A 12837-nucleotide genomic window follows, 5' to 3' on the forward strand; every position below is an offset into this window, starting at 1 on the left:
TCCACGAAAGTCAGCAAAAATACTGACTTTCGTTATAAGAAATTAATTATGGTATGACGTAACTAGGTCAACTTCGTTTTTAGAACCAATAATCACAGGAACACGTTGATGAAGTTCTGTTGGTTGGATGTCTAGAATGCGAACACGGCCTGTTGTAGAAGCACCGCCAGCTTGTTCCATCAACATACTCATTGGGTTTGCTTCGTACATTAAACGTAGACGCCCTGCTTTTTTCGGATCTTTGAAGTCGTATGGATACATGAAGATACCGCTACGGCAAAGAATACGATGAATATCACCCACCATACATGCGACCCAACGCATATTGAAGTCTTTTTCACGCGGGCCAGTTTTACCTGCAAGCAGTTCGTCGATATAACGTTTTACAGGTTCTTCCCAGTGACGTTGGTTCGATGCATTAATTGCATATTCTTTAGTGTCTGCTGCAACCGCAATCGCATCTTTAGTTAATAAGAATTCTTTGCTTTCTGGATCAAAAGTAAAGAAGACTACGCCAGCACCGACAGTTAGAGCCATCATTGTTGATGGGCCATACAGTACATAACCTGCAGCCGCTTGGTTAACTCCCGCTTGCATGAAATCTTCAGCTTGCGTTACCGCATTTTTTGCAGGAAGAATTGAGAAAATTGTGCCGACACACATGTTGATATCGATGTTGCTTGAACCATCTAATGGGTCGAACAAGACAAGATAATCACCATTTTCTTGAGCTGGTGTGAATTCATCTAATTCTTCAGAAGCCAAACCACCAACATGTGGATGAACTTTTAATGCATCGATGAGGTAATCATTTGAAATGACATCAAGTTTCTTTTGTTCTTCACCTTGAACGTTTTCGTGTTGCGCGCTACCCAATACACCAGCCAAAGCACCTTTTTGTAATAGAAGGTCAATGTCTTTGCATGTATTACCAATTGTTTCAATAACTTGTGCTAATGCAGGAGTAAGATTACCACTTTGTTGTTGTAGAAATTGGGAAAGGGTGAGATTTGACATAACCGGAAAACTCCAAATATTAATTTATCAAAAATGATAAAAATGTGATTGTGCAACATTTTAGATGAGAACGAAGGAAAAGAAAAATTAAACTAGACTATTTGTCGTGATTTTACCCTTGCAAGTCCTGAATAACATGCTATGTTGAATCTAATGTATAAATCGAAAGACAGGGAGCACAACAATGACCACACAAAAATTTGATGCGACTCCGACTGCAACTGAGGGATTGAATTTAGACGATATTTCTGCGGATACCGTTAAAGCTGCATGGAGCAGTTACGAAGCAAAAGCAGAGTATAAAAAGTTCAATAAACATGACCTCATTGAGTCGATGCAAACAGAAAAAGAAAATGCTGAACATCCAGAAGCAGAAGCGTAATGATTTGGATTGTTAAGCTAATTTTCTAGTTGGTAAAGCTAAGGATCTCGTTTTAAAAGTCGTTCATTTGCATTTTTAATTGGATATTTTCTTAAAGTTGTTAAGCCGCTAATCGAATTTATCCTGAGTTAAAGGGCTAAAATGAGTAAAAGCACAGAACGTTGCAACAGAACTGTGCAAATGAAACGATATAAATTAAATGATACGGGTTAAATAAAAAAGCACTCATCAATGAGTGCTTTTTTTAGCTCATACTTTTTCAAGTCTTATTTAAGTAGCGGAGGAACCGCTTCGTAGTTAATTTCTACACGGCGGTTTTCTTTCCATGCATTTTCATCATGACCCGCATTGATTGGCATTTCTTTACCATAGCTGACTGCTTCAAGCTGGTTAGGGCTTACACCTGTTGTAATCAGGAAGCTTTCAACAGCTTTGGCACGACGTTCACCAAGTGCCATGTTGTATTCACGAGTACCACGTTCATCGGTATGACCTGTTAAAGCCACGCGTGAGTTTGCATTAGCAACAAGGAACTGTGCATGAGCTTGAAGGGTTTGTAAGTCCTCATTGCTAAGCTCGGTACTGTCGTAGTCAAAGTGTACTACGCGCTTCGCTAAAAATGCTTTATTCGCTTCAGTTACACCTTTCGATGATGCACCCGCAAGGTTTTGTGCATTGAGTGCTGCATCTTCACTTAAACCTGAAGTGTTTACAGTGGTTGAGCCATTTGGGTTTTGTCCTGCTTGTACATCTGCTGCAGGTTTACGGCTGGCACAACCAGTCATTACTATTGCTGTAGCTAAAACAGGTAGCGCAATCAGTTTCATTGCTTTCATATTGATCTCCATGACGGTTATTTATGATGTTTCATTAAAAAGTTATTGTTGAATAAATCATGCAGTGTTTATTTCGGTGCCCAAGCTGGTTCACGAACTTCACCTTGTTCACTTGGTAAGTTCATGCGGAAACGACCATCTAAAGACATGATCGAGAGCAAACCACGGTTTGCTTCACGTGTTGCATACACCACCATTTGACCATTTGGAGAGAAGCTTGGGGATTCATCTAAACTTGTTGGTGTTAAAATATTGGTTACACCAGAACCAATGTCTTGAACCGCAACTTTATAGTTACTACCGCTAGGACGATGCACCAAAGCTAATTTTTTACCATCAGCACTTAACGTACCACGTGCATTGAAAGCGCCACGGAAAGTCAAACGTTTTACGCTTTCAGTACTTAAGTTGTAGGTATAAATTTGTGGAGAGCCACCACGGTCAGAGGTAAAAATAAATGATTTACCGTCAGGGGCATAACGCGCTTCTGTGTCGATGGCAGTATCATTGGTCATCCGTTTTAGCTGACGACTTTGTAAATCCATTTGGTAAATTTCAGGGTTGCCATGCATAGATGCAGTGAACAACATGCTTTTACCATCGGGCGAGAAGCTTGGAGCACCATTTAAACCACGGAAACTTGCAACTTTTTCACGGCTACCAGTTGCTAAGTCTTGAATGTAAATTGCAGGGCGTTTGGTTTCAAAAGAAACATAAGCTAGCTTTTTAGCGTCAGGTGTCCAAGCAGGGGAAAGGATTGGATCACGTGAAGTCAAAATGGTGCGTGGCTGCTCCCCATCTGTGTCGGCAATTTGTAAGGTATAGCGTTGATCTGGAGTTGCTGCATTACGCAGAACATAAGCGATACGGCCGCTGAAGTCACCAGGAATGCCAGTTAAAGCTTGATAGATCGCATCACTGATCATATGCGCTGCTTGACGGTAACGGGAAGCAGGTACAGTGAGTAGTTCATTTAACAGGTATTGTTTTTTTTCAACATCATACAGTTGGTAGTGAATTTCATAAGAGCCATCTGCAGTTGTTTTTGATGTACCTGTCACAACATAGGGTACGCCCGCAGCTTTCCATGCTTCTGCATTAGGTGAATTTATTGTTGCAGTTGCAGGTAAGTTTTTAGAGGCACTGGTAAATTTACCTGAGCGGTTCAAGTCATTTTCAACCACAGGATAAATATTTGAGTCATTACTAAAAGGCACGATCGCAATTTTAGGTGCCTCTTCAGGCGCCTTGGTGATTTCAAGATGAAGCTGTGCATGTGTTTGAGTGATTAAAACTGGACTCAAAGCGGTCATAATTGCTAAGCAAAGAAGATGTTTACGCGTCATTTCCATCATTCGCTAACTACTCTAAAAATGTGAGTTATTGTCTGTATTAGGTTGTGTCACATAATGGCATGATTTTGGATTATTAAAAGCATGAAAATATGACTGAACTGTTATAACACTGTGAAAAATGCAGAGATTTTATTCGAGTTCACTGAAGTTTATCTTAAAATTGGTGCAGACAACATCACATTTTGAATTGGAAATGATAATTCTATATAGTTGAAATTTAATTTTTGAATCAAATGTTTAGAAGAAATAAGTAGCTCTTAATTAGGCTGAGCTAGTAAAACTTATATATATGTCATTTTATGAAAAGTGTCGACCAAATAGAATTTGTTTCATTCAAAAAATCAGTGAATGAACCCATCTAATCAATAAATTTTCCAAAGTTTGCCATATTCAGAAGAAATATAAAAAAATCCCCGCAATCAATGCAGGGATTTATCAAACTTAATTTGAAGATCTAAATGTAGAGGTAAAGCTTTGTGCTTCACGTCTAGCATCAGGGTCGCTTGGCATTGGGTACGGTGCTGCAGCACGAACCGCGGCTTCAATACTGGCTTTCATATCAGGGTCACTAGAGTTCACAATAACTGATCGGACTGAACCACTTTCTGATAATGTCACCCGAGCAGTTGCCGATTTACCCGCAGAGTCAGAAGGTGTGTCCCATGCACGACGGATTTTATTTTCAAAATCTTTCTTTGCAGTAGATGCAATCTTCTTCGCTTCAGCCTTTTTCTGTGCGGCTTCTTCAGCTGCTTTTTTAGCTGATGAAGCTTTGGCTTCTTCGGCTGCACGTTCGCGTGCTTCGGCATCGGCTTTAGCCTTTGCATCTGCCTTGGCTTTTGCATCGGCATCTGCTTTACGTTTTGCAGCTTCTGCATTGGCCTTGGCTTTCGCATCAGCATCTGCTTTACGTTTTGCAGCTTCCGCATTGGCCTTAGCTTTGGCATCAGCATCTGCTTTACGTTTTGCAGCTTCCGCATTGGCTTTAGCTTTTGCATCGGCGTCTGCTTTACGTTTTGCAGCTTCTGCATTGGCCTTAGCTTTTGCATCAGCATCTGCTTTACGTTTTGCAGCTTCTGCATTGGCCTTGGCTTTCGCATCAGCATCTGCTTTACGTTTTGCAGCTTCCGCATTGGCTTTAGCTTTCGCGTCTGCATCTGCTTTACGTTTTGCAGCATCCGCATTGGCCTTGGCTTTTGCATCTGCCTTGGCTTTTGCCGTTGCTGCAGCTTTGGCTTTGTCAGCTTCTGCTTTTCTTAAAGCATCGGCACGGATTTTTTCAGCCTTGGTTTTGGCATCAGCATCTGCTTTACGTTTTGCTGCTTCAGCATTGGCTTTCGCCGTAGCATCTGCTTTTGCCTTAGCCGCATCCGCTTTGGCTTCTTGTTGTGCTTTTAGTTTTGCAGCTTCAGCCGCTTTAGCTTGTTCTTGAGCACGCTTTGCATTGTCCGCAGCTTTTTGTTCAGCAAGCTGCTGTGCTTTTGCCGCAGCGAGTGCCTGTTGAGCAGCAACCTGTGGATCTGCCTTAGGTGGTTCTGCTGGTTTAGGTGGTGCAGCCGTTGGAATCTCGGGTGCTGGTTCAACGCTAGGTTCTGCTGTTTGCGTGATTTGTTCAGCTACATTTTCATGCGCGGTTTCATCAAACTCAGTGACTTCACGTGTTACAGGTTTTAAATCTTCCGGTTTTACCAAAATAGTGGTTATTTTTTTAGGGGGCTCAGGTGGTTTACTCATGCCAAGATAAAGTAAGCCAACCACAGCGACGATATGAACACCTAGTGTGAAACCAATCGCAACGGCTTTTTGTTTAAAAGGCGGCTTGTTGAAATCTTTCATAAATTATTTTAATGGCTCAGTCAGTAAACCTACTTGTGTTAAACCTGCATCTTGAAGGGCAGACATGAGTTTCATGACTTCACCATAAGGACGAGATTCACTGCCGTTAATCAGGACACTCATTTGCTTTTTCTGTTCGTTCGCTTCATTTTGTGAAGCAGTTAAAACAGATTTTAGTTCATCAAGTGTGAGTACATCATTCTGATGATTTTTATCTTCGAGTTTGATCGTTCCATCCGCCTCAAGTGTAACAATCGCAGGGCGATCTTCCGCTTGCATAGGCGTGCCATTTGCCTGTGGTAAATCGACTTTGACACCTGTGGTGATCATAGGTGCAGTGACCATGAAAATCACCAAAAGAACTAACATGACATCAATATAAGGTACGACGTTCATGTCACTTTTTAATGGTTTTTTGATGCGCTCAAAGCGTCCAGAACGTTGAATAGCCATTAGTCATTGTCCTGAGTTGAACCTACAGACTGGCGTTGTAATAACGCAACCATTTCTTCGGCAAAAAGCGCACGATCGTTATAAACGGCTTCACCTTTGGCTGTGAAATGGTTAAATGCAAGTACAGCAGGAATTGCCGCAAAAAGACCAATGGCCGTTGCAATCAATGCTTCTGCAATACCCGGAGCAACCGTAGCAAGGGTGACTTGGTCAACATCTGCCAAACCAATAAAAGCGTTCATAATGCCCCAAACGGTACCGAATAAACCAACATAGGGTGCAACCGATCCAATACTCGCAAGCGCGCCTAAACCATTTTCTAAATGTCCTTGGTCACGGCTTAAACCTACGCGAAGAATACGTTCTGTACCTTCAATTGATTGTTCTGCGCTGGCATTACGTTTTTTAAGTTTGAAAAACTCGCCTAAACCTTGATAGAAGACATCTTCAAGGCCAACACGTTTCGAGTTGAGCTGAGCATTGTTGTATAAAGTGTTGAGTTCGGCGCCAGACCAAAAGATTTTTTGGAAATGTTCATCATCGGCCTGCGCTTTTTTATAACTCATGTGTAACTTGGCAATCAGATACCAACTGAATAACGAAGCTAAGAGCAGCAGGAGCATTACCAGTTGTACGACAGGACTTGCTTGTAAGATGAGGTCTGAAACTTTGAGTGTTGATTCTAGTTGAGTTGCCATAGTTACTACATGTGCCAAATAATTTTTTTAATCTTGTTCCAATTCTTTCAGAATCAGTTCACGTATTTCATCAGGAAGGCGACGGGGTTTCATCTCTGCACTGATACATGCCAATTCTACCTCACCTGATGCCAGCATAATATCACCACGATAAATATTTTGTTGCAACACAAATGACGTAGCCTTACACGAAACTACACTTGCTGTAACAGTAATCAGGTCATCCATTAATATAGGACGTGAATATTTCACATTAATTTTATGAACGACAAAGTTGTAATCTTTTTGATGCCAATAATGGTCTACACCTGAAGCGCGCAGCCATTCTGTGCGGGTACGTTCCATAAAGCGAATATGATTTGCGTGGTAAACAATGCCACCTGCATCTGTATCTTCAATATATACACGAATGTTGAATTCGAATTTATTCGCCATGAGAGTGTTCCGTCTTTATAAAATCTGAAAAATATTGTTCTGCACTTCAGCATAGAATTAGAGCATTTAAAAATGGCGATAATTCAATGATTCGTCAAGTGCTTCAATGACGGGCAGTTTAGCACCGTGAGTCATCAGTCCAATGGCACAAGGTTTCAACTCACGTAAATCTTTAACTTTCGTAGTTGTCATTATTGGTTAAAAAAGAGGCTGCTTTTAATTTGTTTGTTCATCTAATTTAAATTTTGCATCGACAAAATCCTGTAGATGAGCTGCTAAATATCCCGCAATATGAAAGTGAGTTTCTTCCATTTTCTTTTTCTGTTGCTTTGGGAGTAATGCCTTTAAAGATTCATACATATACGTTAAGCAGCAAAAGCCAAGGCCAATAACTAACATAAGTAAAAGTTTATTAGCTAGATCTATCCAGAAAAACACATAAACGAGTATGACTAAAGCAAAGAATGAGAGGCTGAAATAAAATGTATTAATTTTTGCTGGCTTAAAGTTTTCCTTGACCAAAACTTGTACGTCGTCGTGATAGTACGTCCCAATAAAAATGAGGGCAGAAGTATAGTTGAAGCTCAGGTTTTTTATACGATATGCAGAAGGCGATTGTTTAATAGTTAAGATATTATCTTCACTTACTTCTATGGTTTCTTTGCTAAGAATGTTTTCACATTCGACAGTGATAAAATAATTGTATTCGGTGTGGAATAAGCTTTCAAAATCACTCATTTGTTTAGGGTTAAATGAACTGATGGGTTGTTCTCTGGGAATGTTTTCAATGGCACTGTCTAATGGAAGGTTTTGAATGTATTCGCTATTAATTTTGTTAATTATTCTATTCTCAAGATTTATCATTTTAGTTTGCTGTTTGTAGTGGATTGAATTTATTTAAAAATTTAAATAAACATTCAGGGAGAATTTAACTCCCTGAAGTCGTTTGGTGAATAATCAGCTATTTATCTTTAGGTTCGGGAGGCGTCATCCCAAACTGTAAATACGCCATATTGGTGGCAATACGCCCACGTGCAGTACGCATGACATAGCCTTGCTGAATGAGGTAGGGTTCGATCACATCTTCAAGCGTACCTGAGTCTTCTGCCATAGCTGCAGCTAGAGCTTCTACACCTGCAGGGCCACCATCAAAACGCTCTAGAAGCATTGATAAATAACGACGGTCTAGCGTATCTAAACCATCTTTATCAACATTTAGCATGTCCAAAGCACGTTGCGCCATTTCTTGGGTCACTTCGCCTGTACCTTTGACTTGGGCATAATCTCGAACACGGCGTAATAAACGGTTGGCAATACGTGGCGTACCACGTGCACGACGTGCAACTTCCAGTGCGCCATCTTCAGTAATCGGTACATCCATTAAGTTTGCTGAACGAGTCACAATATGAGTCAGATCTTTTACGGAATAGAATTCTAAACGTTGCACAATCCCAAAACGATCACGTAAAGGTGAGGTGAGTAGTCCCGCACGTGTGGTTGCTGCAACTAATGTAAATGCAGGTAAGTCGAGCTTGATAGAACGGGCAGCTGGTCCTTCACCAATCATGATATCCAACTGATAATCTTCCATGGCTGGATATAAAATTTCTTCAATCACCGGTGAAAGACGATGAATTTCGTCAATAAACAGTACGTCACCTTCTTCAAGGTTGGTCAGCATTGCAGCTAAGTCGCCAGCACGCTCTAGAACAGGGCCTGAGGTCGATTTAAGGTTGCCGCCCATCTCACGGGCAATGATATTGGCCAGTGTGGTTTTACCTAAACCCGGAGGGCCAAAAATTAAGGTGTGATCGAGTGCTTCTTCACGGCCACGTGCAGCACCGATAAAGATTTCCATTTGTTCACGGACGACAGGCTGCCCGATGTAGTCATCAAGGGATGTTGGACGGATGGCACGGTCGAAGTGGTCTTCGGGTTTTTCTGAACCACTGATAAGACGGTCTTGCATAATTATTTAACTAATCTCTATATCGTTGTGGAAGAATCACAGCCTCAAAAAGCGATTGAACTTTAAATGCCATTGTATAGGCGATTCTCACTTTTGACTGGGCAAAAGTGACAAAACCCATTTGTTAAACTGATGCTACGTCCTTGTAGCACAGTTTAACGGCGACATCCTTGTCGCCTGCGTGATTCACATACTGTCTATAACCCTAAAAGGCAAAGGATGCAGTGCTCATTAGAAACTAAAAATTATTTATTGATCGACTTAAGTGCTGCACGGATAATGTCGCTGGCTTCAGTAAAGTCACCTTTGGCAGCATTCACTAATTTTTGTGCTTCAATTGGTTTGTAACCTAATGATTGCAATGCCGCTTCAGCTTCAGCCACAGCAGAGTTGCCTGTAAATTGAATTTGTTCAACAGTTGAATTGGTTGGTGCAGTCCCTGAAGCCATGGCTTTAAAGCGATCACGTAACTCAATCATGAGGCGTTCAGCGGTCTTTTTGCCTACACCCGGAACTTTGACTAAAGTGTTTACATCTTCATGTTCAACCGTGTGAATCAGCATTTCAACACTTAATGTTGATAAAATGCCCAGTGCCATTTTAGGGCCTACGCCGTTGACTTTTAATAGTGTGCGAAAAATCAGTTTTTCTTGAGCATTGCTAAATCCATACAGCAGTTGTGCATCTTCACGAACAGCCAGATGTGTCCATAGGGTAATTTTTTGACCTTTTTGTAGTTGGCAAAATGTAGAAAGTGGGGTGTCAATCTCGTAGCCTACACCATTTACATTGAGTAATACTGTTGGTGCTTCCAATGCCAGCACTTCGCCAATTAAACATCCGATCATGTCATTTATTCACTTTATTTCAGTTTAGTCTGAGCTATTTGCTCAATTTCAATTTGTTGTGAGATTAGCTTGAAGGCCAGCGAATTACTAGCCTTCACATTTTTTCAGCTTTAAAAGAAACCAACTTTATTGCCTTGAAGTTCTTGTGCAAGGTTATAAGCCTGATGGTCTGAAAACTTAGAGATGATATCGAGTACTTGCATAATATTGTCATAATGCGACATACCAAAATGTGCTCCTGAACGATGTAAAATAGACATCAATCGTTGCTCTTTAAAGCTCAAAGTTTTATTGGGCGTGGTCAGTGGAATAAAGGCATCCAAAATATTTTGCAAACTTTGGTGTGCAATAATTTCCAAACCTGCCTTATGCGGATGTTCAAAGATTTTATCACGAGCCAGTTCTTTGGCACGGTTAATCCCGATTTCAATATCTTCACTGCAATATTGCAATAAACTGCCTTTAAGTTGGCCAGACAAAATTTCATTATGATGACGTGCAAAAGCTGTAGTTACTTCTTCAACCAAACGCTTCATCACACGGCCACGCAAAGCGGCAATTTTCTGCTGCCATGTGGTATCCGTCATTGCAAGTTCGGCAGGAATACCATAATCACCAATCAGGTCAAGGAAAATTGGCTCAACTTCATTATAACTCAACATATTGAGAATAATGCCATCTTCCAAATCAATCAGGGCATAGCACATATCATCCGCTGCTTCTAATAAATAAGTCAGAGGATGACGGCAATAATGATATTCACCGAGTTGAATTAAGCCGAGTTGTTCTGCAATTTGCTGCAAGATGTCTTTTTCGGCTTGGTAACAGCCAAACTTGGCACGCTGACTGGCAGGCTTATTTCCTTGTGATGCAATGGTTTTTGAAAGCCATGGGTACTTTAGGTAAGCCCCTAAGGTTGCGTAAGTTAGGCGCATACCACCATCATTCGGGTGATAGTCAATTTTAGTCAGTAAACGTAAACCTTGAGCATTACCTTCGAACTGACGAACATCGGCTTCTTCTTCAGGGCTTAAGTCCTGTAAAAAATTGGTATGTGATGCATCATCAAACCATTCTCGAATGGCATATTCGCCTGCATGACCAAAAGGCGGGTTGCCAATATCATGTGCTAAACAAGCGGCTTGAATAATCGCGCCAACATCGGCAGGCGAAATCCACATCGGGAGTTCATCTTTAATTTTTTCCGCTGCCAACATCCCCAATGAACGTCCAATACAAGACACTTCTAAAGAGTGCGTCAGGCGAGTATGAATGCCATCGTGTTGGGTTAATGGATGGACTTGGGTCTTGCGATTAAGCTGTCGAAAACTCTGCGAAAATATAATGCGGTCATAGTCTTTATGAAAAGGGCTACGTGCCTGTTCAGAACTGTGTTTATTGCTACCAATACGAACTGTAGAAAGAAGTTCAAGCCAACGCATTTGAGTCATTTATCATTATTCAATTATTACTTGAATTGAATAATGCCAAACTTAGCAGAAAAGCACTAGTCTGAGGCGACACAACTTGTCTTAAAAGATGTATGAGTGATTTGCCTTAATGAAATGCAAAACAAAACAGAAATTTAAAAATGGGCTGTTAGTATAGATGGGCAAATTTTACCTTTTATCCCATTTTTTAATTTTTAATGAGAATAATTTAAATGTATAGAAAACAATTTCTTCCTACGTTGACTGCTCTAAGTTTGGGCGTGACATTTTTTTTGTCAGGTTGTACAAGTTTCAACACAGAAAAAAATATAACGAAAGTGCAGCCAAACCAAAATGTTGCTGCATCAGAAAATAGCATGATGCATCATTTACAAACATTTGAAGAAATTGCGGAACAAAATGGTGGCAATCGTGCAGTAGGTACAGCAGGTGGATTGGCTTCTGCACAATATATTCTTAAACAAGCCAAGAAAGCAGGCTTGCACGCGCAAATGTTGCCATTTGAAAATCGAGAAAAGACCGGTGGGCAAAATATTGTGATTGAGATTGAAGGGCAATCCAAAGATACCGCTGTGATAGTCGGCGCGCACTATGATTCGGTGAAAATGGGGCCTGGGATTAATGATAATGCTTCAGGCGTTGCAGTATTGTTAGCATTATTACAAGACTATGCAAAGCAAAAGGTAAAACCTAAACACACACTATATCTTGCCTTTTGGGATTCGGAAGAGGTTGGTATTGCAGGTTCACAAGCTTTTGTGAAATCACTCAGTGAGAAACAGATTCAAGGCATTCAAGCCTATATCAATGTTGATATGGTGGGAACAAAGAATCCGAATATCATGATTGCCGATGGTGACCATTCATCAATTGCAGAAATGGCGGCACAGTTTAAAGCCAATGGACTTATACAAAGTGATTATCAGCCAATCTTAGACAGCATGAGCCAATTACCTAAGCACCCGCAGGATGCTGCATTAGAACAAAGCATGCGTCAATATTTTAAAACCAATAATATTCAGATTAAAGATGATGTAACGACTTTAACAGCAAGCGATACTTTGCCATTTTTAGGGAAAGTTCCCGTTACTTCACTAATTTTATTTAATGAGCAAATGAAAGGTGATGAACTCGAATTTGCACCGTGCTACCACAAGGCTTGCGATACGATTGATGGTGTAGATGTAAACTCACTGAACTTAGCCCTTAATGTTATTCAACATCTATTGTCAGATTTGAATAAATAAAATGTTTCAATTTCAAATGTGAATTGATTTTAGTCTTTATGAATTTCAGGTTTAAATCTCACACATTTAGACCTGAAATTCATTTTCAAATATGGTTTGAACGCTTGATTAAAAAGTGAGTTGTTGTTGAAAAATAAAACATTTTTATAGTTTGAATATTATTCTTAGGGTGAAATGAAAAAATCAGATAATTTTGTGTTAATCTGTGCGACTAAATTCAATTTTATTATTTAAAAATAAAAGCATTATTGCCTAAACTTCCCGATATAAGCACTACAATTTCACTTTCACATCTAGCTGATTTAACTAA

The 12837-nt window shown here is 40.3% G+C and carries 14 protein-coding genes; 2 read left to right on the forward strand and 12 right to left on the reverse strand.

The genetic code is table 11. The annotated features are described in order from the left end of the window. Positions 1 to 42: 42 nt before the first annotated feature. The gene (locus G0029_RS04830; protein ID WP_078192041.1) at positions 43 to 1017 is read right to left on the reverse strand and encodes a class 1 fructose-bisphosphatase; all 975 of its coding nucleotides are present in this window, start codon (positions 1015 to 1017) and stop codon (positions 43 to 45) included. Between the two features lie 184 nt (positions 1018 to 1201). Between G0029_RS04830 and G0029_RS04835 the strand changes: the two genes are divergently transcribed. Beyond that, positions 1202 to 1399 carry an NF038105 family protein gene (locus G0029_RS04835; protein WP_078190373.1) on the forward strand — a complete coding sequence of 66 codons (198 nt, stop codon included), beginning with the start codon at positions 1202 to 1204 and terminating at the stop codon, positions 1397 to 1399. 266 nt (positions 1400 to 1665) lie between these two features. Here G0029_RS04835 and pal read toward each other — a convergent pair whose 3' ends face one another. From pal to G0029_RS04885, 11 genes are all read right to left on the reverse strand, one after another. Beyond that, positions 1666 to 2235, reverse strand: coding sequence for a peptidoglycan-associated lipoprotein Pal (gene pal / locus G0029_RS04840; protein WP_180107990.1), 570 nt, complete (start codon positions 2233 to 2235; stop codon positions 1666 to 1668). A gap of 68 nt (positions 2236 to 2303) precedes the next feature. Beyond that, the gene (gene tolB, locus G0029_RS04845; RefSeq protein WP_180093857.1) at positions 2304 to 3587 is read right to left on the reverse strand and encodes a Tol-Pal system beta propeller repeat protein TolB; all 1284 of its coding nucleotides are present in this window, start codon (positions 3585 to 3587) and stop codon (positions 2304 to 2306) included. Positions 3588 to 4031: 444 nt separating this feature from the next. Next, positions 4032 to 5426 (reverse strand): cell envelope integrity protein TolA, encoded by a 1395-nt coding sequence (gene tolA / locus G0029_RS04850; RefSeq protein ID WP_180107991.1) that lies wholly within the window; start codon positions 5424 to 5426, stop codon positions 4032 to 4034. Positions 5427 to 5429: 3 nt separating this feature from the next. Beyond that, the gene (gene tolR / locus G0029_RS04855; protein WP_078190369.1) at positions 5430 to 5879 is read right to left on the reverse strand and encodes a protein TolR; all 450 of its coding nucleotides are present in this window, start codon (positions 5877 to 5879) and stop codon (positions 5430 to 5432) included. Then, entirely contained in the window at positions 5879 to 6577 is a 699-nt protein-coding gene (gene tolQ, locus G0029_RS04860) for a protein TolQ (RefSeq protein WP_078192037.1), read from the reverse strand. Before tolQ ends, tolR begins: the two co-directional genes overlap by 1 nt. A 27-nt stretch (positions 6578 to 6604) precedes the next feature. Continuing rightward, a complete protein-coding gene (gene ybgC, locus G0029_RS04865; RefSeq protein WP_078190367.1) occupies positions 6605 to 7012 on the reverse strand; it encodes a tol-pal system-associated acyl-CoA thioesterase in 408 nt (135 codons plus the stop codon). Positions 7013 to 7078: 66 nt separating this feature from the next. Next, complete coding sequence (locus G0029_RS18415; protein ID WP_257223222.1) at positions 7079 to 7204, reverse strand: hypothetical protein; 126 nt, start codon at positions 7202 to 7204, stop codon at positions 7079 to 7081. 24 nt (positions 7205 to 7228) lie between these two features. Beyond that, entirely contained in the window at positions 7229 to 7876 is a 648-nt protein-coding gene (locus G0029_RS04870) for a hypothetical protein (RefSeq protein WP_180107992.1), read from the reverse strand. A gap of 97 nt (positions 7877 to 7973) precedes the next feature. Further along, positions 7974 to 8981, reverse strand: a complete 1008-nt coding sequence (gene ruvB, locus G0029_RS04875; protein WP_111883949.1) for a Holliday junction branch migration DNA helicase RuvB — start codon at positions 8979 to 8981, stop codon at positions 7974 to 7976. 245 nt (positions 8982 to 9226) lie between these two features. Next, on the reverse strand, positions 9227 to 9829 hold the full coding sequence (gene ruvA / locus G0029_RS04880; RefSeq protein WP_180110021.1) for a Holliday junction branch migration protein RuvA: 603 nt from the start codon (positions 9827 to 9829) through the stop codon (positions 9227 to 9229). A 110-nt stretch (positions 9830 to 9939) separates the two neighbouring features. After that, positions 9940 to 11280 carry a deoxyguanosinetriphosphate triphosphohydrolase gene (locus G0029_RS04885; RefSeq protein WP_180107993.1) on the reverse strand — a complete coding sequence of 447 codons (1341 nt, stop codon included), beginning with the start codon at positions 11278 to 11280 and terminating at the stop codon, positions 9940 to 9942. Positions 11281 to 11492: 212 nt separating this feature from the next. Here G0029_RS04885 and G0029_RS04890 point away from each other — a divergent pair, with 212 nt between their 5' ends. Next, on the forward strand, positions 11493 to 12527 hold the full coding sequence (locus G0029_RS04890) for a M20/M25/M40 family metallo-hydrolase (protein WP_373685046.1): 1035 nt from the start codon (positions 11493 to 11495) through the stop codon (positions 12525 to 12527). Positions 12528 to 12837: the final 310 nt, after the last annotated feature.

It is taken from the genome of Acinetobacter sp. YH12138, assembly GCF_015218525.1.
Lineage (GTDB): Bacteria > Pseudomonadota > Gammaproteobacteria > Pseudomonadales > Moraxellaceae > Acinetobacter > Acinetobacter amyesii.